This window comes from Kitasatospora sp. NPDC088742 (assembly GCF_055584905.1).
In genome coordinates this window covers 78,512-103,602 of sequence record NZ_JBVJLD010000032.1, presented here as the reverse complement: position 1 = coordinate 103,602, position 25,091 = coordinate 78,512, and the positions used below count along the sequence as shown (strand labels likewise).

At 76.1% G+C, this 25,091-nt stretch carries 9 protein-coding genes; 2 read left to right on the top strand and 7 right to left on the bottom strand.

What is annotated here, in order from left to right:
• The coding region (locus ACZ6ZR_RS24195; RefSeq protein ID WP_465645525.1) for a type I polyketide synthase at positions 1–6,250 on the bottom strand (6,250 nt) is incomplete at its 3' end.
• A gap of 15 nt (positions 6,251–6,265) precedes the next feature.
• Positions 6,266–15,466 carry a type I polyketide synthase gene (locus ACZ6ZR_RS24190; protein ID WP_465645523.1) on the bottom strand — a complete coding sequence of 3,067 codons (9,201 nt, stop codon included), beginning with the start codon at positions 15,464–15,466 and terminating at the stop codon, positions 6,266–6,268.
• A 315-nt stretch (positions 15,467–15,781) separates the two neighbouring features.
• On the opposite strand from ACZ6ZR_RS24190, the gene ACZ6ZR_RS24185 reads away from it, so the two are divergent.
• Positions 15,782–16,282 carry a hypothetical protein gene (locus tag ACZ6ZR_RS24185; RefSeq protein WP_465645521.1) on the top strand — a complete coding sequence of 167 codons (501 nt, stop codon included), beginning with the start codon at positions 15,782–15,784 and terminating at the stop codon, positions 16,280–16,282.
• 117 nt (positions 16,283–16,399) lie between these two features.
• Here the strand turns inward: ACZ6ZR_RS24185 and ACZ6ZR_RS24180 are convergent, their stop codons facing one another.
• The 4 genes from ACZ6ZR_RS24180 to ACZ6ZR_RS24165 form a co-directional block, all read right to left on the bottom strand.
• Positions 16,400–16,576, bottom strand: a complete 177-nt coding sequence (locus ACZ6ZR_RS24180; protein ID WP_465645519.1) for a hypothetical protein — start codon at positions 16,574–16,576, stop codon at positions 16,400–16,402.
• A 24-nt stretch (positions 16,577–16,600) separates the two neighbouring features.
• Positions 16,601–17,179, bottom strand: coding sequence for a helix-turn-helix domain-containing protein (locus ACZ6ZR_RS24175; protein WP_465645517.1), 579 nt, complete (start codon positions 17,177–17,179; stop codon positions 16,601–16,603).
• 114 nt (positions 17,180–17,293) lie between these two features.
• Positions 17,294–20,068, bottom strand: coding sequence for an AAA family ATPase (locus ACZ6ZR_RS24170; RefSeq protein ID WP_465645515.1), 2,775 nt, complete (start codon positions 20,066–20,068; stop codon positions 17,294–17,296).
• A 567-nt stretch (positions 20,069–20,635) separates the two neighbouring features.
• Entirely contained in the window at positions 20,636–23,944 is a 3,309-nt protein-coding gene (locus ACZ6ZR_RS24165) for a hypothetical protein (protein ID WP_465645513.1), read from the bottom strand.
• Between the two features lie 178 nt (positions 23,945–24,122).
• On the opposite strand from ACZ6ZR_RS24165, the gene ACZ6ZR_RS24160 reads away from it, so the two are divergent.
• A complete protein-coding gene (locus ACZ6ZR_RS24160) occupies positions 24,123–24,704 on the top strand; it encodes an AMIN-like domain-containing (lipo)protein (protein ID WP_465645511.1) in 582 nt (193 codons plus the stop codon).
• A 24-nt stretch (positions 24,705–24,728) separates the two neighbouring features.
• Here the strand turns inward: ACZ6ZR_RS24160 and ACZ6ZR_RS24155 are convergent, their stop codons facing one another.
• Positions 24,729–25,088: a hypothetical protein gene (locus ACZ6ZR_RS24155; RefSeq protein ID WP_465645509.1), complete on the bottom strand. Its 360-nt coding sequence runs from the start codon at positions 25,086–25,088 to the stop codon at positions 24,729–24,731.
• Positions 25,089–25,091 lie beyond the last annotated feature (3 nt).

Sequence of the window (25,091 nt, the reverse complement as noted above, 5' to 3'; positions counted from 1 at the left end):
GCCCGGAGAACAGGAACGCCAGGCCACCGGACCCGGCCGTCCCCCGCACCACACCCGGACCGTCCAGCGAACGCAGTGCCTCGGCGCCACCGCCGAGCACCACCGCCCGCTCCTCCAGCGCGGCGCGCGCGGTCACCAGGGACTGTGCCACCGCCGACGGGTCTGCGGCGTCCGCGAGTTCGGCCACCTGGGCGGCCTGGGCCGCCAGTGCCTCCGGCGAGCGGGCGGAGAGGACGAAGGGCAGGACCGGCGGGGTGGTGCCGCGCTCGGGCGCCACCTGCTCCTCCGGGGCCTGCTCGATGATGACGTGGGCGTTGGTCCCGGAGACCCCGAAGGCCGAGACACCGACCCGCCGCGGGCGGTCCAGTGCCGGCCACGGCTGGTCCTCCGTCAGCACCCGCACCGTCCCCGCCGACCAGTCGACGTGCGGGGAGGGCTCGTCCACGTGCAGGGTGCGCGGCAGTACGCCGTGGCGGATCGCCAGCACCGACTTGATCACGCCCGCGACGCCCGCCGCGGCCTGGCTGTGGCCGATGTTGGACTTCACCGAGCCGAGCCAGAGCGGGCGTTCGGCGTCGCGCTCCTGGCCGTAGGTGGCGATCAGGGCCTGCGCCTCGATCGGGTCGCCGAGGGTGGTGCCGGTGCCGTGCGCCTCGACGGCGTCGACCTCGTGCGCGGCGAGCCCGGCCTGCGCCAGTGCCTGCCGGATGACGCGTTGCTGGGACGGGCCGCTCGGCGCGGTCAGGCCGTTGGAGGCGCCGTCCTGGTTGACGGCGCTGCCGCGCAGCACCGCGAGCACCTGGTGCCCGTTGCGGCGCGCGTCGGAGAGGCGCTCGACCAGCAGCAGGCCGACGCCCTCCGCCCAGCCGGTGCCGTCGGCGGCCGCGGCGAAGGCCTTGCAGCGGCCGTCGGGCGACATGGCCCGCTGCCGGGAGAACTCCACGAAGGTGGTCGGGGTGGACATCAGCAGCACCCCGCCCGCCACCGCGAGGTCGGACTCACCGGCCCGCAGCGACTGGGCGGCCAGGTGCAGCGCGACCAGCGAGGAGGAGCAGGCGGTGTCGACCGTGACGGCCGGGCCCTCGAAACCGAAGCTGTAGGAGATCCGGCCCGAGGCCACCGAGCCGGCGTTGCCGATCCCGAGGTAGGCCTCCAGCTCGTCCGGCACCTGCTGGCCGGCGCCCGCGTAGTCGCGGCCGGAGATGCCGGCGAAGACGCCGGTCCGGCTGCCGCGCAGCGCGGTCGGGTCGATGCCCGCCCGCTCGAAGGCCTCCCAGGTGGTCTCCAGCAGCAGCCGCTGCTGGGGGTCGATCGCGGGTGCCTCGCGCGGGGAGATCCCGAAGAACTCGGCGTCGAACTCGCCGATGCCGACCAGGAATCCGCCGTGCTTGGCGTACGAGGTGCCGGGCCGGTCCGGGTCGGGGCTGTAGAGCGACTCCAGGTCCCAGCCCCGGTCGGCCGGGAACTCGGTGAGGGCGTCCACCCCCTCGCTGACGAGCCGCCAGAGGTCCTCGGGCGAGGCGACCCCGCCGGGGTAGCGGCAGGCCATGCCGACGATCGCGATCGGGTCCTCGTCCAGGTCCGCGAGCCGGACGGCGGGCGCGGCGGTGAGCTCCTCGGTGCCCCAGAGCTCGGTGGCCAGCCAGTCGGCCAGGGCGGCCGGGGTCGGGTGGTCGAAGACCACCGTGGCGGGGAGGCGGCGGCCGGTGGCCGCGCCGAGGCGGTTGCGGAACTCGACGGCGGTGAGCGAGTCGAAGCCCTGCAGGCGGAAGGCCTTGGCCGGGTCGATCGCCTCCGCAGAACCGTGCCGCTGCACGGCGGCGGCCTCGGCCCGCACCAGGGCGAGCAGGCTCCGGCGGCGCTCGGCGGCGGGCAGCGCGGCCAGACGGGCCGTCAGGTCGCCCTCGACGGCGGGCGTGGCGGCCGTCGCGGGCTCGGCGGCGCGGCGGATCAGCTCGGTGGCGATCGGGTGGCGGCGGCCGTGGAACAGCACCGGCCAGTCGGCGTCCACCACCGCCAGGGTGGTGTCGCCATGGTCCAGCGCCTGGCCGAGCAGCTCGACGGCCCGGGCGGGCGGCAGCGAGACCAGGCCGTGGCGCAGCAGCTGCTCCTCGGCCCCGTCGGCGGCGATGCCGTCCCCGGCCCAGTGGCCCCAGGCGATCGAGGTCGCGGGCAGCCCAGCGGCCCGGCGCCGCTCGGCGAGGGCGTCCAGGTAGGCGTTGCCGGGGGCGTAGTTGCCCTGCCCCGGGATGCCGCAGAGGCCGGCGACCGAGGAGAACAGCACGAAGGCCGAGAGGTCCAGCCCGGCGGTGAGCTCGTCGAGCAGCTGGGCGGCGCCCGCCTTGGCGCGGAGCGCGAGCTCCAGCTGAGGCACCGTCAGGGAGGGGATCAGCCCGTCGTGGAGGGCCGCGGCGGTGTGCACGACGGCGGTCAGCGGACGCTCGGCGGGGATCCGCGCCAGCACGGCCGTGAGCGCCTCGCGGTCGGCCACGTCGGCGGCTGCGAAGCTCACCTCCGTTCCCAGCGCGGTGAGTTCGGCGGCGAGCTCGGCCGCGCCGGGGGCCTCGGCGCCCCGGCGGCTGACCAGCAGCAGGTGCTCGGCGCCGCGTCCGGCCAGCCAGCGGGCCACGTGGCCGCCGAGGGCGCCGGTGCCGCCGGTGATCAGGGTGGTGCCGCTCGGCTGCCAGGGGCGCTCGGCCGCCCCGGCCGGGGCGGCGGTGACCAGGCGGCGGGCGAAGACGCCGGCGGGGCGCAGCGCGAGCTCGACCTCGCGCTCGGCGGAGGTGTCGGCCAGCAGGGCGGCGAGCTGCTGCCAGGTGCGGGCGTCCGGCTCGGCCGGCAGGTCGGCCAACCCGCCGTGCAGGCCGGGCAGTTCGGCGGCCAGGATGGCGCCGAAGCCCCAGACCAGGGCCTGCTGGGGGTCGGTCACCGGGTCGGCCTGCCCGGTGGAGACGGCGCCCCGGGTGAGGTACCAGAGCGGGGTCTGGGCACCGGCGTCCTCCAGGGCCTGGGCGAGGGTGACCTCGGCGGCGTAGGCCAACGGGACGGCGGGGTGCTCGGGGTGGTGCTCGCGGTGCGCTCCCTCGTGCAGCTGGAGCAGCGAGACGGCCCCGGCGAGCGGGCCGGCGGCGGCCAGGGTCCCGGCCAGCGCGGCCCGGTCGGTTCCTCCCTGCACCACCACGGGCACGGCGCCGTGCGCGGCGAGCGTCTCGGTGAGGGCGGCGACCCACGGGTGGCCGCTCCGCTCCTCCGGGGTGACGACCAGCCAGCTACCGGTCAGCCTCCCGGCCGTGGCCGGGGTGACGGGGCGCCAGGTGATCCGGTGCCGCCAGCCGTCGGCGGCGGTGGCGGAGCGGCGCCGGTCCCACCAGGAGGCGAGGGCGGGCAGCACCGGGACGAGCCGCTCGCCGTCCAGGCCGATGGCCTCGCCGAGCCGCCCGGCGTCACCCTCGGCGACCAGATCCCAGAAGGCCTCGTCGGGGGCGCCGGCGGTGCCGGTGAGCTGCTCGGGCGAGCGGCTGGCGTCCAGCCAGTACCGCTGGCGCTGGAACGGGTAGGTGGGCAGGTCGGCGGGGTGCGGGCGGGTGCCGGCGAAGGCGGCCGTCCAGTCCACCGGGACGCCCCGGACGTGGAGTTCGGCCACCGAGGCCAGCCAGCGCTCCCGGCCGCCGTGGTCGCGGCGCAGCGATCCGGCGACCACCGGAGCGGCCACCCCGGCCGCGTCGAGGGTGTCCTCGATCGCGCCGGTGAGCACCGGGTGCGGGCTGACCTCGACGAAGACGGTGTGCCCGTCCTCGGCCAGCCGGCGGGTGGCCTGCTCGAAGCGGACGGTGGAGCGCAGGTTGCGGTACCAGTACTCGGCGTCCAGGGCGGCGGTGTCCTGCCAGTCCCCGGTGACGGTGGAGAGCAGCGGCACCTCACCGGTGCGCGGGGCGACCGGGGCGAGCAGCTCCAGCAGCTCGGTGCGCAGCGCCTCGGTCTGCACCGAGTGGGAGGCGTAGTCGATGTTCACCGGCCGGGTGCGGACGCCCTCGGCCCGGTAGGCGGCGGCCAGTTCGGCCAGCGCGTCCAGGTCGCCGGAGACCACGGTGGAGAGCGGGCCGTTCACCACGCCGATGGAGAGGCGGCCGGGCCAGGCGGTGATCCGGGCCTCCACCTCGGCGAGCGGCCGGGCCACCGAGAGCATGCCGCCCTTGCCGGAGAGGGTGGCCAGCGCCTGGGCGCGGCGGGCCACGATCCGGGCCGCGTCGGCCAGGCCGAGGCCGCCGGCCACGTAGGCGGCGGCCACCTCGCCCTGGCTGTGGCCGACCACCGCGTCGGGGCGCACCCCGTAGGACTTCCAGAGCTCGGCCAGGGCCACCATGACGGCCCAGAGGGTGGGTTGGACCACGTCGACCCGGTCCGGGTCGGGGCCGCCGGGCAAGCCGCGCACCACGTCCAGCAGCGACCAGTCGGTGTGCGGGGCGAGTGCCTCGGCGGCCCGGGTCAGCGCGGCGGCGAAGACCGGTTCGGTGTCCAGGAGTCCGGCGGCCATGCCGCTCCACTGGGAGCCCTGGCCGGGGAAGACGAAGACCACCTTGCCGGGGGTGGCGGCCCGGCCGCGCACCACCTGAGGGGCGGTCAGGTCGGCGAGGGCCGCCGGGCCGCCGATGGCGACGGCGCGCTCCTCCAGGTGGGCCCGGCCGGTGGCCAGGGTGTGGGCCAGGTCCAGCGGCGCGACCTGGTCGAGGGTGAGCGCGAGGCGGGCGGCGTGCGCCTCCAGCGCCTCGGGGGTGCGGGCGGAGAGCAGGTAGGGCAGCGTCGCGGGGGCCTCGTCGGCGGCCTGTTCAGGGGCCTCCTCGGGGGCCTGCTCGACGATCACGTGGGCGTTGGTGCCGGAGACGCCGAAGGCGGAGACCGCGGCGCGGCGCGGGCGGTCCAGGGCGGGCCAGTCCTGACGCTCGGTCAGCAGCCGGACGGTGCCCTCGGACCAGTCCACGTGCGGGGAGGGCTGGTCCACGTGCAGGGTGCGCGGCAGCACGCCGTGCCGGATCGCCAGCACCGACTTGATCACGCCCGCCACCCCGGCGGCGGCCTGGGTGTGGCCGATGTTGGACTTCAACGAGCCGAGCCAGAGCGGGCGTTCGGCGTCGTGCGCCTGCCCGTAGGTGGAGATCAGGGCCTGCGCCTCGATCGGATCGCCCAGGCGGGTGCCGGTGCCGTGGGCCTCGACCAGGTCGACGTCGGCGGCGGTGATCCCGGCGGAGGCCAGGGCCTGGCGGATGACGCGCTGCTGGGAGGTGCCGCTCGGGGCGGTGAGCTGGCTGCTGCGGCCGTCCTGGTTGACGGCGGAGCCGCTGAGCACGGCCAGCACCCGGTGGCCGTTGCGGCGGGCGTCGGAGAGCTTCTCCAGCACCAGCAGCCCGGCGCCCTCGCCCCAGCCGGTGCCGTCGGCGGCGGCCGCGAAGGCCTTGCAGCGGCCGTCGGGGGCCAGGCCGCGCTGGCGGCTGAACTCGATGAACAGGCCGGGCGCGGAGAGCACGGTGGCGCCGCCGGCCAGGGCCAGCTCGCACTCGCCGGAGCGCAGCGCGCTCGCGGCCAGGTGCAGCGCGACCAGGGAGGAGGAGCAGGCGGTGTCGACGGTGACCGCCGGGCCCTCCAGGCCGAGGGTGTAGGCGATCCGGCCGGAGGCGACCGAGGTGGTGGTACCGGTGAGCACGTAGCCGTCGGTCTGCTCGGCGGGCAGGTGGTGCATGGAGGGGCCGTACTCCTGCGCGATGACGCCCGCGAAGACTCCGGTCCGGCTGCCGCGCAGCGTGTCCGGGTCGATGGCGGCGTGCTCCAGCGCCTCCCAGGCGGTCTCCAGCAGCAGGCGCTGCTGCGGCTCGGCGGCGAGCGCCTCGCGCGGCGAGACGCCGAAGAACGCCGCGTCGAACTCGCCCGCCCGGTACAGGAATCCGCCCTCCCGGGCGTAGCTGCGGCCGGGCCGGTCCGGGTCCGGGTCGTACAGGTGGTCCAGGTCCCAGCCGCGGTCGGTGGGGAACGGGCCGACCACGTCGCGCTCCTCGGCCACCAACTGCCAGAGGGCGTCCGGGGTGTCGGCGCCGCCGGGGAAGCGGCAGGCCATGCCGACGATGGCGATCGGCTCCTCGGGGCCGGCGTCGGCCGCGGCCGCACGGGCCTCGGCGTCCTTCAGCCGCTGACGGGTCTGGTGCAGCTCGGTGGCCACCTTGTTGAGGTAGTCGCGGAGCTTCTGCTCGTTGCTGCTCATCTCTGCGTGCGCCTCTCAGGAAATTCCGAGCTCGTTGTCGATGAAGTCGAAGATGTCGTCGTTGCTGACTTCGCTGATCCGGTCCGCGATCCCGTCGTCCGCCGCTGCGGACGGGGCTCCGCCGAGGGTGGCCAGCAGGGCGGCCAGGCGGGCGGCCGCGTCGGCCCTGCTTTCCTCACCGAGGGCTCCCAGGGAGCGCTCCAGGCGGCCGAACTCCGCCTCCAGGTCCAGCGGTTCGGGTTCGGCGGCCTGCTCGGCGGGGGCCAGGCGCTCCCGCAGGTGGGCGGCCAGGGAGACCGGGGTCGGGTGGTCGAAGACGGCCGTGGTGGGCAGGCGCAGCCCGGTGGCGGCGTTGATCCGGTTCCGCAGCTCGATCACGCCGAGCGAGTCGAAGCCGATGTCCATGAAGCCGCCGACCCGCCCGACCGCCTCCGGACCCGGGTGGCCCAGTACGGCGGCCGCGGTGGAGCGGACCAGAGCGAGCAGGATCCTCTCCTGCTCGGCGGCCACCTTGCCCGCCAACTGTCCTGCCAACGCCGCCGGTTCGCCACCGCCGCCGGCCGGGCGGGGCCGGTGCCGGACCAGGCCGCGCAGGACGGGTGACAGCCGGCCGGCGGGCACCGCGGCGGTGTCCAGCCGGGCCGCCGTGAGGGCGGCGTACGGGGTGCCGAGGCCGCCGAGGGCGGCGTCGAAGAGGGCCAGGCCCTGATCGTCCGTCATCGGCGCCAGGCCGGTCGCGGCCAGCCGCTCGATCTCCGCCGCGCCGAGGCCGGCCGCCATGCCGCCTGCCTCGGCCCAGACGCCCCAGGCCAGCGAGACCGCGGGCAGGCCGCGCACCCGCCGATGCTGGGCCAGCGCGTCCAACTGCGCGTTGGCAGCGGCGTAGTTGGCCTGGCCGGGGTTGCCGAGCAGGCCGACGGCGGAGGAGAACAGCACGAAGGCGGCCAGGTCCAGGTGTGCGGTGGCGCGGTGCAGGTGCCAGGCGCCCTCCGCCTTGGGCCGGGCCACGGCGCGCAGCCGCTCGGGGGTGAGCGAGGTGAGCACCGTGTCGTCCAGCACCCCGGCGGTGTGCACCACGGCGGTCAGCGGGCGCTCCGCCGGGACGGCGGCGACCAGGGCCGCGACGGCCACCGGGTCGCCGATGTCGGCGGCCGTCGCGGTGGCGGTGGCCCCGAGCCGGGCCAGTTCGGCCAGCAGCTCGGGCGCGCCGGGGGCGTTGACGCCCTGACGGCTCGCCAGCAGCAGGTGCCGGACGCCGTGGTGGGTGACCAGCCGCCGGGCCACCAGGGCGCCGAGCGCCCCGGTGCCGCCGGTGACCAGCACCGTGCCCTCCTCGGCGAGTGGCCGGGGCAGGGTGAGCGCCAGCTTGCCGGTGTGCTTGGCCTGGCTCAGGCGGCGCAGCGCCTGCGGCGCCTGCCGGACGTCCTGGGCCGTTACCGGGAGCGGGGTCAACTCGCCGGCGGCGAACAGCTCTTCCAGCTCGGCGAAGATCTCCGCGATCCGGTCCGGGTGGACGTCGAACAGGTCGAAGGCCAGGTACGCGGCCCCGCCGTGCGCGGCGGCCACGGTGGCCGGGTCACGCTGGTCGGTCTTGCCCATCTCGACGAACCGCCCGCCCGGGGCGAGCAGCCGCAGCGAGGCGTCGGTGTACTCCCCGGCGAGGGCGTTGAGCACCACGTCCACGCCGCGCCCCTCGGTCGCGGAGCGGAAGGCCGCCTCGAAGTCGAGGGTGCGACTGGAGGCGATCCGGTCCTCCGCCAGGCCGAGTCCGCGCAGCACGTCCCACTTGGCCGGGCTCGCCGTGCCGTGGACCACCGACCCGCCCTGACGGGCGAGTTGGACCGCCGCCTGGCCGACGCCGCCGGTGGCGGCGTGCACCAGCACGCTCTCGCCGGGCCGCAGCCCGGCCAGGCCGTAGAGGCCGTGGTGCGCGGTCAGGAAGGCGACCGGGACGGTGGCCGCCTCGGCGTCGGTCCACCGCTGCGGCACCTTGACCAGCAGGCGGTGGTCGGTGACGGCCACCGGGCCGAGGGTGCCCTGCACCAGACCGGTCACCCGGTCGCCGACGGCCAGCCTGGTCACGCCCGGGCCGGTCTCCAGGACGGTGCCGGCCGCCTCGGCGCCGATCCGCGCGCCGCCCGGGTACATCCCGAGGGTGATCAGCACGTCCCGGAAGTTCAACCCGGCGGCGCGGACGGCGAGGCGCACCTCGCCCTCGGACAGCGGGCGTTCGGCCTCCGGGGCGGACAGCAGGGCGAGGCTCTCCAGGCTGCCGGGGTTCGCGGTGTCCAGCCGCCACGCGCCGTCCGGCACGGCCAGGGTGTCGGCGGGGCGCACCTTGGCGAGGCGGGGCACCAGGATCTCCCCGGCGCGCAGGGCGAGTTGGGGCTCCTCGGTGGCGAGTGCACCGGCGATCGCCGCCGCCGAGGCCGGGGTGCCGTCCAGGTCCAGCAGGACGAGGCGGCCGGGCTGCTCGGTCTGCGCGGTGCGGACCAGGCCCCAGACGGCCGCGGCCTCCGGGTGCGGCACGTCCTCGCCCGGGTGGGTGGCCACGGCCCGCTCGGTGGCCAGGGCGAGCGTGCCGCCCTCCCCCGCGAGCCAGGCCTGGATCAGGTCGAGCGCCTGCCCGGCGTCCTCCACCGGAGCGAGCGCGTGCTGCCCCGGCGCCGCCTCGGCAACGGAACCGAGCACCGGCCACCCGGGCGTCAGCCGCCCACCGCCCAGCGCGGCCCACGGCTGACCGCCCGTCGGAGGAGCCTCTCCCTCAGCGGGAGGGAGCGGCTGCCAGTCGAGGCGGTACAGCGAGTCCGTCACCGCCGTCGTGGCGGCGGCCCGCAGGGTGAGGGCGCCGACGGTGGCGACCGGCAGGCCTACCCGGTCCGTGACCGCGAGGGCCACGGTGTCCGGGCCGGTCGGGGTGATCCGGGCGCGCAGGGCCGTGGGGCCCGGGTGGTGGACCGTCACCTCGCGCCAGGCGAACGGCAGGAGGGTGCGCTCGGCGTCCTGGACGACGGCGTGCAGCACCGCGTCCAGCAGGGCCGGGTGCAGCGCGTACTCCGCACCGTCGGCCGCCGGGGCGATCTCGGCGTACAGCTCCTCGCCGTGCCGCCAGGCGGCCGTCAGCCCCTGGAAGGCCGGCCCGTAGCGGTAGCCCCGCTCGGCCAGCCGTTCGTACAGGCCGTCGAGGTCCACCGGCTGCGCGCCGTGCGGCGGCCATTCGGAGGTCTCGAAGGCCGACGTCGCAGTCGCAGTCGCAGTCGCAGCGAGGGTCCCGGCGGCGTGCCGGGTCCACTCCTCGTCACCCTGCTCCCCCTGGGAGCGGATCTGCACCGCCCGCCGCCCCTCGCCGTCCTCCGCTCCGACCAGCACCTGGAGCCGCACCCCACCCCGCTCGGGCAGGGTCAACGGCGCCTCAAGGTCCAGCGACTCCACCCCACCCGCCCCGGCCCGCAGGGCCGCCTGCGCGGCCAGCTCCAGGAAGGCCGTGCCGGGCAGCAGCACCGCGCCGCCGACGGCGTGCCCGGCCAGCCACGGGTGGGTCCGCAGCGAGACCCGACCGGCCAGCAACCAGCCCTCCCCGTCCGGGAGTTCCGTCACGCCGGAGAGCAGCGGGTGCCCGGTGGCGGCCAGGCCGCCCGCCCCGGCGTCCGCCGTCCCGGCCGCCGCCTGGTCCAGCCAGTACCGCCGCCGCTCGAAGGGATAGGTCGGCAGCTCGACCCGGGCCGTCGGGCCGGGGAGGGCCGCCCGCCAGTCCACCTCGACGCCGTGGACGTGCAGCCGGGCCAGCGCCTCGGTCAGCGTCTCCCGCTCGGGCCGCCCGGCCCGCAGCAGCGCCGTCAGGACGCGCGGGGTCTCCCCCAGCCCGTCCAGGCTCTCCTCCGCCAGCGCGGTGAGCACCGGCCCGGGGCCGAGCTCCAGGTAGGCGGTGACGCCGAGTCCGTCCAGGGCCAGGACCCCGTCGTGGAAGCGGACCGCCTCGCGGATGTGCCGCACCCAGTACTCGGGATCGGTCAACTCCCCCGCCTTCACCGGGGATCCGGTCAGGTTGGAGATCACGGACAGCCGGGGCTCGGCGTAGCTCAGCCCCTCCGCCACCGCCCGGAAGCCGGCCAGCACGGCGTCCATCTGCGGGGAGTGGAAGGCCCGGCCGACCGTGAGCAGCTTGGTCCGCCGCCCCTGCGCCTTCCAGCGCTCCGCGAGCCGCCGCACCTCGTCCCCGTCTCCGGAGACCACCACCGAGCGGGGCCCGTTGACGGCCGCGACCGACACCCCGTCACCGAGCTCGGGCAGCACCTCCGCCTCGGTGGCCTGCACGGCGGCCATCGCGCCGCCCGCCGGGAGGGCCTCCATCAGCCGTCCGCGCGCGGCGACCAGCTTGACCGCGTCCGCGAGCGGGAACACCCCGGCGAGGTGAGCGGCGCTCAACTCGCCCACGGAGTGGCCGATCAGGTGGTCCGGCCGCAGCCCGCGCGCCTCGGCGAGGCGGTGCAGCGCGACGTGCAGGGTGAAGAGCGCGGGCTGGGTGTAGGCGGTGGTGTCCAGCAGTTCGGCCTCCGCGCTGCCGGGCTCGGCGAACAGCACCCGCCGCAGCGGCACCTCCAGCTCGGTGTCGAAGAGCGCCGCGATCTCGTCCACGGCGGCCGCGAACTCCGGCTCCCGCTCGTACAGTTCGTGCCCGGCCCCGGCCCGCTGGCTGCCCTGGCCGGAGTACAGGAAGGCCGTCCTGGCTCCCCGCACGGCCGTGCCGCGCAGCACCTCGGGGGTCTCCCGGCCCTCGGCCAGCGCCCGCAGGCCATCCGCCCGGTCGCCGAGCACGGCGGCCCGGTGCTCGAAGTGGGTCCGGCCGGTGGCCAGCGCCCTCGCCAGGCCGGACTTGTCTGCCACGGCAGCGAGTTGACCGGCCTGCGCCCGCAGAGCCGGCGCGCTGCGCGCCGAGAGCAGCAGTGGCGCGTTCGCCTCCTCGGCTGCGTCTTCCGTCACTTCCTGGGCCGGCGGCGCCTCCAGGATCAGGTGGGCGTTGGTGCCGCTGATGCCGAAGGAGGAGACGGCGGCACGGCGCGGGCGGCCGGTCTCCGGCCAGGCGGTGGTGCCGGTCGGCACCCGCACCGAGCCGGCGCTCCAGTCCACGTGCGGGGTGGGCGCGTCCAGGTGCAGGGTGCCGGGCAGCTCGCCGTGCTCGAAGGCCTGCACCAGCTTGATGACGCCGGTGACCCCGGCGGCGGCCTGGGTGTGGCCGATGTTGGACTTCAACGAGCCGAGCAGCAGGGGCTGTTCGCGCTCCCGCCCGTAGGTGGCGATCAGCGCCTGGGCCTCGATCGGATCGCCGAGCGCGGTCCCGGTGCCGTGCGCCTCCACCGCGTCCACCTCGTGCGCGGCGAGCCCGGCCTGCGCCAGTGCCTGCCGGATCACCCGCTCCTGGGCCGGGCCGTTGGGCGCGGTCAGGCCGTTGGAGGCCCCGTCCTGGTTGACGGCGCTGCCGCGCAGCACCGCCAGCACCCGGTGCCCGTTGCGCCCGGCGTCGGAGAGCCGCTCCAGCAGCACCAGCCCGACGCCCTCGGCCCAGGCGGTACCGTCGGCGCCCCGCGCGAACGGCTTGCAGCGGCCGTCGGCGGCCAGGCCGCGCTGACGGCTGAACTCGGTGAACATCCCCGGGGCGGACATCACCGTCACACCGCCGGCCAGCGCCAGGTCGCTCTCGCCGGAGCGCAGCGACTGGGCGGCCAGGTGGATCGCCACCAGGGAGGAGGAGCAGGCGGTGTCCACGGTGATGGCCGGGCCCTCCAGTCCCAGCGCGTACGCCAGCCGCCCGCTGGCGACCGAACCGAGCGTGCCGGTCAGCGCGTGGCCCTCGTAGCCGCTGGGGGTCTCGTGCAGGCGCGGCCCGTACTCCTGCTGCATCGCGCCGACGAAGACGCCGGTGCGGGTGCCGCGCAGGGTGGCCGGGACGATCCCGGCCCGCTCGGTCAACTCCCAGGCGGACTCCAGCAGCAGGCGCTGCTGCGGGTCCATCGCGGCGGACTCGCGCGGGGCCAGGCCGAAGAAGGCGCCGTCGAAGGTGTCGGCGTCGTGCAGGAAACCGCCCTGCCGGGTGTACGTGGTGCCCGGGCGCTCGCCCTCCGGGTCGTAGAGCGCCTCCAGGTCCCAGCCCCGGTTCTCCGGGAACGGGCCGATGGCGTCCCGGCCCTCGCGCAGCAGCTCCCAGAGCCGCTCGGGGCTGTCCGCGCCGCCGGGCCAGCGCCCGCTGAGCGCGACCACGACCACCGGGTCGTCATCCCCGCTGCCGCGTACCGGAGCTGACGCTCCATCGGGTTCGTCCGCCCCAGCCAGGTAGGCGGCCACTGCGGCGGGGGTCGGCCGGTCGTAGGTGAGGGTGGCGGGCAGGCTCCGGCCGGTGGCCCCGGCCAGCCGGTCGCGGAACTCCACGGCGGCGACGGAGTCGAAGCCGAGCTCCTTGAAGGTGTGCGCCGGGTCGACCGCCTCCGGGCCGCTCTGACCGAGCACCAGCGCGGCGGCCGAGCGGACGGCGGCCAGCGCCTGCGCCTCGTCCAGCCCGTCCGGGGCTCCCGGCGTGGCCTCGGTGACGGTCCGTTCGGGCAGCGGCGCGGTGGTGCCGTCCAGCCAGAGGTGCCGGCGCTGGAAGGCGTAGGTGGGCAGTGCCACGTGGCTACCGCCGCCCGGACCGTACAGCGCGGTCCAGTCCACCGTGCCGCCCCGGACGTGGAGTTCGGCCAGCGAGGTGCGGAACTGCTCGAGCCCGCCGTGGTCGCGGCGCAGCGTGCCGGTGACGGCGGCGCCGGTGCCCTCGGTGGTCTGGCCGAGGCCGAGGGTGAGCACCGGGTGGGCGCTGCTCTCCACGAAGCTGCGGTGGCCGTCGGCGAGGGCGGCCCGGACCGCCTGCTCCAGCCGCACGGTGGAGCGCAGGTTGCGGTACCAGTAGGCGGCGGTCAGCTCGGTGGTGTCCAACAGGCCGCCGGTGACGGTGGAGTAGAAGGCGGTGTCGGTGGCGCGCGGGCGGATCGCCGCCAGCAGCTGCGGCAGGCTCTCGCTCAGCGGCTCGACCTGCGGGGAGTGCGAGGCGTAGTCCACCGGCACCAGCCGGGCCCGGACCTCCCGCTCCCGGTAGCGCTCGACCAGCTCCGTCACCGCCGCGCGGTCGCCCGAAACCACCGTCGAGGCCGGTCCGTTGACGGCGGCGACGCTGATCCTCTCGCCCCACTTGGCCAGTTCGGCGGCCACCTCGGCGGCCGGCAGCGGCACCGCCGCCATCGCGCCCTGCCCACTGCTGCCCAGCCCGGCGATGGCCTGCGAGCGCAGGGCGACCACGGCGGCGGCGTCCTCCAGTGAGAGCGCACCGGCGACGTACGCGGCGGCGATCTCCCCCTGCGAGTGGCCGATCACCGCGTCCGGGCGCACCCCTGAGGCCCGCCAGAGGGCGGCCAGCGCGACGTTGACGGCGAACAGCGCGGGCTGCACCACGTCGACCCGCTCCAGGTCGGCCGCGCCCGGCTCCCCGCGCAGCACCTCCGTCAGCTTCCAGTCCACGTACGGGGCAAGCGCCCGCTCCACGGCCTCGATCTCGGCGGCGAACGCCGGTGCGGTGTCCAGCAGTTCGCGGGCCATGCCGTCCCACTGCGAGCCCTGCCCGGGGAAGACCAGCACGGTGCCGCCGCCCCGGTGGGCCCGGCCCTGGACCAGGCCCGCGGCCTGCTCGCCGGTCTCCAACGCCGCCAGCGCGTCGAGCAGTTCGGCCCGGTCGGCACCGCTGACCACGGCGCGGTGCTCGAAGTGGCTCCGGGTGGTGGCCAGCGCGCGCCCGACCTCGGCCGGGTGCGGGGCGTCCGCCTGCTGCACGAACTCCCGCAGGCGGGCGGCCTGCTGACGCAGCGCCGGGGCCGAACGGGCGGAGAGCGGCCAGAAGCCCACCTCGTCACCACTCCCGCTCACCGGCCGCTCGGCCCGCAGGGGCGCGGCGCCGAGCACGACGTGCGCGTTGGTGCCCCCGACGCCGAAGGAGCTGACGCCGGCCAGCGGCGCGTCCTCGGGCCAGGCACGGGCCTCGGCGGCGACCGCGAGGCCGAGCCGCTCGAAGGGGATGTCCGGGTTGGGCGTCTCGAAGTTGAGGCTGGCGGGCACCGTGCGGTGGTGCACCGCGAGCACGGTCTTGAGCAGGCCGACGATCCCGGCCGCGCCCTCCAGATGGCCGACGTTGGTCTTGGCCGAGCCGACCAGCAGCGGGGCCCGCACCGGCCGGCCGGCGCCGAGCGCCTCACCGAGCCCGGCCGCCTCGACCGGGTCACCGACCCTGGTCCCGGTGCCGTGCAGCTCGACGTACCCGATGCGCCCGGGAGCAACTCCCGCGCGCCGCACCGCCTTTCGGACCACCTCGGCCTGGGCTGCGGCGCTCGGCACGGTCAGTCCCTCGGTGGCGCCGTCACTGTTCACCGCGCTGCCGTGCAGCACCGCGTAGACCCGGTCGCCGTCCGAGAGCGCCCGCACCAGGGGCTTGAGCACCAGCAGTACACCGCCCTCACCGCGCGCGTAGCCGTTGGCCCGGGCGTCGAAGGTGAAGCAGCGGTCGTCCGGGGAGAGGGCGCCGAAGCGCTCGACGGTGAGGGTGGAGTCCGGCGCCAGGTTGAGGTTCACCCCGGCCGCGAGGGCGTACTCCGACTCGCCGGTCCGCAGGCTCTCCACCGCCAGGTGGACCGCCACCAGGGAGGAGGACTGCGCGGTGTCCACGGTCAGGCTCGGGCCGCGCAGGTCGAGCGCGTAGGAGACCCGGTTGGCGATCACGCCCTTGTTGAGGCCGGTGAGGGTGTGCCTGGAGATGCTCCCGGTCCGGGCCGCCAGGGCCGCGTAGTCGGCGCCGATCGCGCCGACGAACACCCCGGTCCGCGAACCGCCGAGCGCGGCGGGCACCACACCGGCGTCCTCCAGTGCCTCCCAGGCGAGTTCGAGCACCAGGCGCTGCTGCGGGTCGGCGGCGGCCGCCTCGGCGGGCGAGATCCCGAAGAACTCCGGGTCGAAGCCGCCGACCTCGTCCAGGTACCCGCCCGCCCGGGGCCGCTCCCCCTCCGCGAACCGCCCCGGCGGGTACACCCCGACGGCACTGCCCCCCGCCGCCAGCAGACGCCAGAACTCCGCCGGGCTCGCCGCCCCCGGCAACCGGCAGGCGGCACCCACCACGGCCACCGCGTCCGGCGAGGCGGTGTCGGGCACTGCGCCATCCGGCGCGGAAGGGTCGAACGGGTCCAGGCGAGGCATGGTCGGTCACTCCTGTGGGGAGGCTGTTTCCTTGCCCCACACCCTTCCGCGCACCTCTCCCCACCGGGCCCCTAGGCAACCCCTGTCGTACCCCTAGTACGGCTGGAGCCGCCGAGCCCTCGCCACCGCCGCACCGTTCCGGCCACTCTGGCCACAGCCGCACCAATTCCTGCTCCTTGCAAGCCAATTGATCGGCATTCCGCATCCCCACCCCACTCTCCGGCGGTACCCTGGCCCACCCGCGAGAGGCGCGGGCGGCAGGGGGGAAACATGGCGGCCGATCGGTCGATCCAGGAGAAGTACTCGATCAGCCTGGGCTGCCGCGTGAGCGTGCAGCCAGGACTCACGTCCACCAGGATCGACTGGAGCATCGCGTCCCTCTCGGGCGAGGACCCGAACCGGCCCCGGCAGGGCAGCGCCGTCGCGGACTTCACCTGCCCGCGCTGCCGGCGGGCGTTCCGCGTCACCGTCGAGAACAGTGGCAGGGCGCGCCTGAAGCGGTGGATCTACGTCGCGGTGGGAGCCGTGCTGCTGCTCTCGCTGCTCTACGTCGTCCCGCAGATCGTCTCGCTGGGCGGGCAGACCGTCGACGAGAACGACCCGCACGCCACGGACGGGCTCGGGCGGCTGTTCCTCTATGCCGTCGTCGCGTTCATCGCCGGGCTGACCTACCTCCGGTACGGCTGGTCCTACGTCGGCATCAAGCGCTTCCGCCGGGTGGGGACGGACGGCAAGAACTCGATCCTGGCCAAGGGCCACCGGCTGTTCTGACGCCCGCTCAGGACACCGCCGGCCGCCCCGCCGGACCACAGCGGTGCGGCCGGGGCGAGTGGATCGCCCCGGCCACGAACTCCCGTACCGCTGACGGCTACCGGGCCCGGTACCGGCTCAGCTGCCGCCGAGGACCGGGGCGACGCCCTTCGCGGTCAGGTCCGTGACGCTCCACAGGGAGCCGGGCAGCAGGGCGTCGTCGATCAGGTGCGCGCTGCCGGCCCCCTTGCCGAAGAGGTCGTAGGCCCGCAGCGCCCGGTGGGCACGGGTGTCCCGCCCGGCGGCGGCCAGCATGCTCGCCGCGGCGGCGGGGCTGCCTCAGACCAACTCCATCACGCCCCGGTAGCTCATGGTCCGCTCCAGGCTGTCGGGGTCCTGTGATTCGTAGGCGTAGACGACCGCCCGGTCCAGTGCCTGCGCGGCGTCCTCGTACCGGCCGGCCGGCAGATGACACCAGCCCAGGTAGGCGGCGGCCATGGCGGCCACCCCGATCGCCGCGCCGCGCAGGGCGTACGGTGCGTCGTTGGCCGACCGGACGGCCAACTCGGTCCGCGCGCTCACCATCGGCGTGACCCCGGCCGAGGAGGACGCGTCCTCCAGCTTCCGCAGCCGGAGCAGCCCCGACTCCGACTCGGCGATCGCCGCCCGGTCGACCAGCTGCGGCCTGCGGGCCATGAAGTCGGCGCGGTCGGGATCCGCCGGGATCAGGCCGGCCGGCGCACCACCCGCCGACAGCGCCTCGTCGAGCAGCCCGGCCAGCGCTGGGTCGGGCGTCCGGTCGCCCGACTCCAGCCGGCTGATCGTCGGCTGGGACACGAACACCCTTGCCGCCAGCTCCGGTTGGGAGATGCCCGCGCGCCGACGCAGCAGCCGTAGGATCCGCCCGAAAGAAGTCATGCCCGCCCCCAGTTAATCGTGCACACGCCAAACCGGCGCCGGAACCTACCCCTGGTGACCGTCCGTCAATCGGGGGGCGGGATCAGGGGCCGGACGGAGTGCTGTCCGGTTCCGTCAGGCGGGCCGGGCCTTGGCCTCGGCCGGCTCCGCCGGGCCGGGGACGGCCGGGACCACCCGGGCCAGATCGGCGCGGCGGCGGACGCCGAGCTTGCGGTAGACCCGGGTCAGGTGCTGCTCCACGGTGCTGACGGTGACGTAGAGCTTGCGGGCCACCTCCCGGTTGGACAGCCCCCGGGCGGCCAGTTCGGCCACCCGGCGCTCGGCCTCCGAGAGGCCGTCCAGCGGCGCGGCGTCCTGCACCACCGACAGGGTCGGCGTGGCGCGCAGCCGCCGGTCGGTCTCCCGGGCCCGTCCCGGATCGCCGTCCGTTCCGTGCGCCTCGCTCAACTCGGCCAGCGCTCCGGCGAGTTCGTGCTCCGCCCCGGCCTCCTCCAACAGGCCGACGGCCCGCTCCAGCAGCGGGGTGCGCTCCGCCCGCTCCCCGGACGCCGCGCGGACGAGCAGCGCGAGACCGCGGATCCGGGCGTGCCCGGCAGAACCGAGACGGGCCAGCTGTTGGTCCGCCAGGTGGGCCGCGGCGCCCGGGCGGCCGAGCGCCAGCTGCGCCCGGGCCGCGCCGATCCGCCACGGTGCGAGGGCCGGCAGGTGGTCCAGCCCCCAACGGGCCATCAGCTCGCCGCAGCCCCGGTACTCCGCCAGTGCCTCCTCCGCCCGGCCGGTCGCCAGCAGGTGCCCGGCCCGGGCGTGCCGGTGGTGCAGCCCCGCCGGGGTCAGCTCCATCCCCTCGGGCGCGGCCAGCCCCAGGTAGTGCGCGGCGTCCTCGGGCCGGCCCAGGGCGGTACGGGCGGCGGCCAGGGTGGACAGCGGCAGCCCCACCGCCACGCCCCAGGCCTCTGGACGGACTTGGGCGAAGGCCGCCCGCGCCTGCTCGTCCGCCGTACGCAGGTCACCCAGCCGCAGCGCGGTCTCGGCCCGCAGCGCCGAGAAGAGCGCCTGCCAGGTCGGGTTCCCCCGCGCACCGGGGCGCTCGGCGACCGGGCCGCACCAGCGCGCCGCGCGGTCGGCCCGGTCGGTGTAGAGGAGAACGGTCAGCGCGGAGGTCAGCGAGTCCATCGGCACGCCGCCCAGCCCACCGGCGCGCAGCACCGCCTCCGCCCGCAGCACCGCCTCGGCGGGCTCGACCGTACCGGCGAGCAGCGCCTCCAACAGCCGCAGCCCGTCCGCCCGGTAGGCCGTCCGGTCCGGACCCGGGCCCGAGCCGTCCCGCTCGCCCGGGTACCAGTACGCCAGCCAGGAACGCAGCCGGGCCGCGCCCTGCGGGTCGGCGCCGTCCCGTTCGAAGCGGGCCAGTGCCTCCTGGCCCTCCGTCAGGCGGCCGTGCCAGTAGAGGTAGCGGATCGAGCGCAGCTCGTGCCGGACGGTGGAGGCGCGGTCGGTGACGGTGCCGGGGAGGGACGGCACGCACTCGATCCGGTCCCCGCCGGCCGGGGGCTCCGGGAGGTCCGGGGCGGGGGCGTCCGCGAGGTCGTGGGCGGCCTGCGGGAAGGCGACCGGGGCAGAGGTCTGCGGGGCAGTGGGGGTGACCGCAACCGGCGGGCGGAGGGTGGTCGGCTCGCCCTCCGGGACGGCTACCGCCCAGGGACTGCGCAGATGCCCCTCGGCCGCGCGGAACTGCTCGGCCACCGCCCCCTCCGCCGCCCCGCGCCGCCGCAGCAGCTCACCGGCCCGCCGGTGCAGGGCGGCCAGTTCGGTCGGTCGGACGGCGGCCAGCAGGTCGCCCGCGGCCGTCGGGTGGCGGAAGCCGTCGCCCCGGAACAGCCCGGCGGCGTTCAGCAGGTAGAGCGCCCGGGTGACGGAGTCCGGGACCAGGAGCAGCAGTTCGGCCAGCAGCTCCGGCCCGGCGCCGGAGCCGAGCACCGCCACGCCACGGGCGCAGCGCAGCGCCAGCGGGTCGATCCGGTGCAGGCAGTGCATCAGCCCGCGCCGGTACCCCTCCCCGACCACCAGCCGGCCCACCGGGGTCGGCCCCACGGCCGCGCCGCCGCGCTCCTGATCGTCCATCAGGGCGTGCACCAGCAGCGGGTTCCCGCCGGTGAGCGCGTGCGCCTCGGCCGCCAGCCGGTCGGCGGCGCCGCTGCCCAGCCGTTCGCGGAACAGCTCCGCGACCACCTCGACGGGCAGCTGCTCCAGCCGGACCTGCCGGTGGTGCGGCTGGCGGGCCAGCTCGACCTCGAAGAAGGGGTTGGGCGGGGTCATCGTCTCGCGCGAGCCGAGCACGGTGAGCACGGGCACGTTCCTGGTCCGGCGGACCAGGTAGAGCAGGAACTCCAGCGACTGCGGGTCGGCGTCCTGCCGGTCATCCACCGCCACCAGGACCGGGCCCCGGCCGGCCAGTCCCCGGACCAGGCCGAACAGGCCCTCCAGGGTCCGCTGGGTGAGCTGGCCGGGCCCGCCGTCGGCGGCCGCCGGGCCGGAGCTCTCGGCCACGCCCTGGGCCAGCAGCCGCTCGGCGGCCTCGGCCTCGGCCTGGTCCAGGTCGGCGCTCTGGAAGAGCTGGCGGGCCAGGCCGAGCGGGAACTCCCGCTCCAGCGGCGAGCCGGTGCCCAGCAGCACCTGGACGCCCTGACGGGTCGCCAGGTCGGTGAAGCAGTAGAGCAGTTCGGTGCGGCCGCTGCCGACCGAACCGTGCAGCGCCGTCACCCCGCCGGCCCCGGCCGCGCAGCGCTCCAGGCCCTCGACGAGGCGGCCGAACTCGTTCTCGCGCCCGGTCGTCGGCCGGGCTCTGGTCGGATCCAGCGGGGCAGGCGGAAGGGAGAGGTGCGTGGGCATCGGGTACTCCTGGAGCAGGCGGCGCGCCGGGCGGGCAGGCGGATTGCCCTCCACGCGCGCGGGGTTCGCGGAATTCAGGGAAAGCTCGGGGAAAGCGTTTTCCGTCGGTCCGCCGCACGTGTCTGCTACAGCGCGGGGCCGACCGCCCTCAGCGACAGAGCGAGCTGGCGCGGCGGTGCAGGTCCACGTCGAGCCTGGCCACCAGACGCAGGCGCGCGGCACCACGGCCGGCCGTCACCTGCTCCACTGCCATCTCCGCTTCCGTTCCCCCGGTCCACCACGCGCGAGGCGTGCGGTGTGACGCCGTGTCACCGGAGATCCCCGGGACACCTGCTCCGGCGGCTCTCCCGGCCCGGTCGCGTTCGGCCCACGGCCCACGCATCGGCACCTGACGGAGTCCACCTGCGATCGAGTCTATGAACCGCCTAGTGACGGAGTCAATCGGCGTCCACGCCCGGGCACCACGGCCCTCCGCTCCTCCGTGGCCGCACCATCCCGGTCGGCTGAGCTGCGCAACTGCCCAAGGGCCCGGTGGACTGACGGTTCGTCACTCCACCGGGCCCCCGCTCAGTCCCGCGCCAGCAGCAGTTCCGCGACGTCCGGGTCCGGATGGTCCCGCCAGTGGGCCAGCTCCTCCTGCCACCAGTCCGGCTGCCGACCACGGTCGGTGATCCACCTCGCCAGCCGGGCCGCGAGCAGGACGCCCTCCGCCGTCCCCCGCGCCCGCAGCCGGTCGAGCACCGCCCGCAGCGCGTGTTCGGGTAGCTCGTCACCCCAGTTGAGCCCGAGGTTCTCCGGCAGCGCCGTCCAGCGCAGCGGGTGGCCTTCGAGCAGCTCCAGGGCCCGGCCCCACCGCTCCGGGGCCGGATCGCCCCCGGCCAGCGCACGCCCGGCCAGCACCACGGCGGTCCGCGCCGCCGCCCCGCCGAGCCCGGCCGCCGCCAACCGGTCCACCAGGACCTCCAGCAGGGCGGGCGCGGAAACCTCCGGCCCGTACTCGCCGCCGGCGAGCACCGCCAACCGGGCCCGCGCCTGCTGCGCAAGCGCCGCGCCCGGCAGGGTCGCCAGGGTCGCCAGACGGTCCACCGCCTCGGTCCAGCGCGCGGTGAAGTCCGGGCCGTCCTCCTCGGCGATCAGCCGTACCGCCGCCCGCCAGATCCGTCCCGGCCGGCCGAAGGCCGACAACTCCCGTGCCACCGCCGCGACTCCGGGCCCGTCGGCCCGCGCCCACCCCCGCAGCGCGGTGAACGCGCCGTCGGCCACGTCCGGATCCGGGTGCGCGGTCGCCGCGCTCAGGAATTCCTCCCAGGCGGGCCGCAGTACGGTGTCCCGCTCCCGGCTCCGACCACCGGCCCCGGACACCGCCAACCAGACGGCGGGTTCGCCCAGGGCGTCCAGCAGTCGCTCCGCCACCTCGGGACGGTCCAGGAACCCCGTGAGCAGGGCAGCCAGCCGGGCCCGGACGTCCCGGTGCAGGCCGGGGGCGTCCCAGTCCGCCAGTGCCGTCCGCAGCACCACCGGGTCCGACAGGTCCCCCAGCGCGGCGACCAGTTCCTTCCCGGCCCCGACGCCGACCCCGGCACCGACCCCGCCCCCGGTGTCCGTCAGCCGCCCGGCCAGCAGGCGCTCCGCCTCCTGCTCGGTACTCCGCGCCAGCAGCTGACGGACCGCCAGTGCGGCGGACCGCCCGCGCACCCCACCCCCTCCCAGTTGCGGCACCACCAGTGGCAGCGCCTCCCCGGCGGGCAGCACCCGTGCGACCTGTCGCAGTGCGGCGGCCGCCACCGGCTGCGGACCACGTTCGACCGCCTCCCGCAGCAGCCCCGGCTCGGTCACCACCCCCGCCGCGGCCACCCGCACGTCGAGTTCGGCCTCCTCGTCAAAGACGGCCGGGCCGACCAGCGCGGTGTGCGCCGCCCGGGCCTGCGGGCCGGCCCCGGGCGGCAGCGGCGGAGCCCAGGCCGACCCCTGCTCCCGGGCCCTGGCGAAGACGTCCGCCAGCAGGTCGGTCCGCCTCCTGGACAGCACCTGCCAAACGGCCTCGATGCGGACGAATTCCAGCTCCACACCGACCAGTTCGACACAGCGGCCATCCCTTGCACCACCGGAGGAGCGCAGCCACAGCGCGGCCGCCAACTCCCGCGGCCCGTCCCGCTCCGCGCTCCCCTCCCCGCCCAGCAGGTACGCCTCCAAGCGGGCGTCCACCCCCGGCAGCGGGGGCAGCAGCGCGGCCAGCCGCAGCCAACGGGCGGGCCGTCGCATGGCCGCCGTGGCGTGCAGGCCCTCCCACACCCGCTCCGCCACCGGGAGTGGCACCCCGAGGCCCGACCCACCTTCCCCGAGGTCAGGAGAGCGGGCGTGCGCCGCCAACTGGGCAAGCAGGGCGATGAGTTCGGTCACGCGCGGGAGGTCCCGGTCGGCCACCGCTCGCCGGAGGGTCCGCCGGAGCCAGCCGGCCATCGGCCCCAGGCAGTACGCCGTCGTGTCCCGGGCCTGGGCCACCGTCAGGGTGGCGTCCCGCAGCAGCTCCGTCGGCACGGCGGCGAGCAGGGCGGCGGGCGCGGCGGCCATCTTCCCGAGCACCGCCTGCCGCACCTCGGGCTGGTCGTGCCAGGCCCGTTCCCCGAGGCGGGCGATCCGGGCGAACTCGTCCGGATCGCCCTGCGCGGTCGCGCAGTCCAGCAACGCCCGCCACCCTTCGGCCCGTTCAAGGTGGCGCGGCGCGGCCGTCGCCTCGGTCAGCCGGTCCTCGGCCTCCGCGAGCGGCAGCAGCCGGAGCACGCCGAGCGTCCTCGACCGGCGGCGGCCAGGGTGGGCCGCCAGATACGAACGGGCCAGTTCGGCCCGCTGCTCCGGCCCGAGAGCCAGCAGCAGGCCGGTGGCCGGGAAGTCTCCGGCCTTGGACTCCCCGATCACCGCCGCCGCCACCTCGGCCCGGAGCCCCGGCTCCAGCAGCGCGAGCAGCGGCTCGACGAACAGACCCTGGCGTGCGCCGGACCAACGCGGCGGATGGCAGGTGCGGGCGAGCAGCACCAGCTGCTCCTCCGACAGCCGCCGGACCGCCCTCGCCACGTGTGGCGGCAACTCATCTTGAGGCAACGGGAGTTCATCGATCCCTCGCAGGCGGACGGCCTCCACGACCCGGTCGGGCCGCGCCAGCAGCTCGACCACCGCCTCGCCGGTGAGCAACTGGGGTGCCGTGGCCAGCAGCTGGAATCCGGCCTCCACGTCCCGCCTGGTCGCGGAGGTGACCAGCTGCCGGTTCACACCGCGCCAAGGGCTCGGCCCCGAACCTCGGCCGTACCGCTTCTTCCCCTGCTCCTGCTCCTCCTCGGCCAGGAAGCGGACCAGCTCCACCGGAGCGGTCCTGGCCAGGGCGGCCAGCACCCCGTCACCGAGCGTCAGCCGGGACAGCCAGGGGTGGACGGTCTCCGGGGAGCAGGCCGCCAACAGGTGGGCCGCCTCCCGCCGTCCGTACCGCTCGTGCACCTCCGGCAGCAGCCGGTCGGCCAGCTCCCGCCTCCTGGTCCGGCGCAACTGCCGGTAGAGGTCGAGCCGGTGGGCCTGCGGCGCACTCCTGACCACCCCCACCAGGGCCTCGTCGGGCACAGGCAACCGTCCCGCTGCGGCCAGGGCTCGTGAACGGAGAACGGGGTCGTGGAGCGCCGCCACCACCCGGTCCAGGTCGCGGCGGACGGTCGCCAGGAAGAGCGCCGTGTGCCGGTCCTCGCCGCTCCCCGCGTCCAGGGCGGCGTGCAGTTCGTGGTACTCGTCGGGGGTCAACCGCCGGGCCAGGCGCGCGATGGCGCTCTGCCGGGCGGACCGGGGCAGATCCTGATGACTCGGGATGCCCGGGTGGTTCCTCTGTGCTGCCATCGCGCTCACCGGCTGGTGAGGCGCGCGGCCTTTCGCTTCGTCGTCATGGCCGGGGATGCTGCCACCCCACCGACCTCACGCGCAACTCCCTTCCCGATCCGGCCTTGTCGCGCAACCATCGACGCTCCGTCCACGTCCTTACTCCTGACTGACCAGGAACGAACCGAGGAGGCACCCGATGAAGCGCCTGGTCGTGATCCCCCTGGTGGCCGTCCTGCTGGGCGGCGGCGTGGCCTCGGCCGCACCCGCCTGGCCCGGCACGCCCACCGCCTCCGCCCCGGTGACCTGCCCCACGGGCTGGGGCAGCCTGCCGAAGTCCGCCACCTCCACCAACTCCCAGCCCCTCACCGACGTCCGGGCCGGCGCCCACCCCTGCTTCGACCGCCTGGTCCTCGACGTCCCGGGCACCTCCACCGCCCACCCCGTCGGCTACCACGTCCAGTACGTCGACACCCTCTACCAGGACGGCTCCGGCCGGCCGATCCCCGTCCGCGGCGGAGCGATCCTCGAGATCTACGCCGACGCCCCCTCCTACTCCCCCACCACCGGCACCCCCACCTACCCCGGCCACGCCGGCCAGCCCCTCCCCGGCATCGACCTCACCGGCCACCGCACCTTCGTGGAGGCCAAGTTCGCCTCCAGCTTCGAGGGCCGCACCCAGCTCGGCCTCGGCGTCCGGGCCCGACTCCCCTTCCACGTCTTCCAGTTGGACAACCGCCTCGTCATCGACGTGGCCCACACCTGGACCGCCACTCCCTGACCCCCGCACCGACCGGCACGGCCTCTAATCCGAGTGACGCTCCCCGTCGGCCTGCTCGGGCTCATGACGTTCGCGCTCGATGAGCTCGGTGATTCCCTCGACGCTTCCGTCGCTGCGCGACCGGCGTGAGCGGACACGGCGAATCACCCCGCGGGTGGCCGACTTGAGCGCGCTCGCGATGACGTCGGAGGCCACCCCGCCGGCGATCGAAAGGGCGATGGTGACGATTTCCGAGACGCCGAAGCCGTGTCCCTCCTCGACGGACAGCACTCTGACGTCGATCCCGTGGTCCGTGAACCTGTGCTCCTCGACGTCGATCAACGCTGATCCCGGAAGTCCGGAGTCGTGGGGATCGATCTCCACGTCGAGCTCGATGACGGTCATTCA

Bases quoted from the DNA above. Each gene is read 5' to 3' on its own strand.
- ACZ6ZR_RS24165 (WP_465645513.1), bottom strand. From the start codon at position 23,944: ATGGCAGCACAGAGGAACCACCCGGGCATCCCGAGTCATCAGGATCTG.
- ACZ6ZR_RS24155 (WP_465645509.1), bottom strand. From the start codon at position 25,088: ATGACCGTCATCGAGCTCGACGTGGAGATCGATCCCCACGACTCCGGA.
- ACZ6ZR_RS24170 (WP_465645515.1), bottom strand. From the start codon at position 20,068: ATGCCCACGCACCTCTCCCTTCCGCCTGCCCCGCTGGATCCGACCAGA.
- ACZ6ZR_RS24175 (WP_465645517.1), bottom strand. From the start codon at position 17,179: ATGACTTCTTTCGGGCGGATCCTACGGCTGCTGCGTCGGCGCGCGGGC.
- ACZ6ZR_RS24160 (WP_465645511.1), top strand. From the start codon at position 24,123: ATGAAGCGCCTGGTCGTGATCCCCCTGGTGGCCGTCCTGCTGGGCGGC.
- ACZ6ZR_RS24185 (WP_465645521.1), top strand. From the start codon at position 15,782: ATGGCGGCCGATCGGTCGATCCAGGAGAAGTACTCGATCAGCCTGGGC.
- ACZ6ZR_RS24180 (WP_465645519.1), bottom strand. From the start codon at position 16,576: ATGCTGGCCGCCGCCGGGCGGGACACCCGTGCCCACCGGGCGCTGCGG.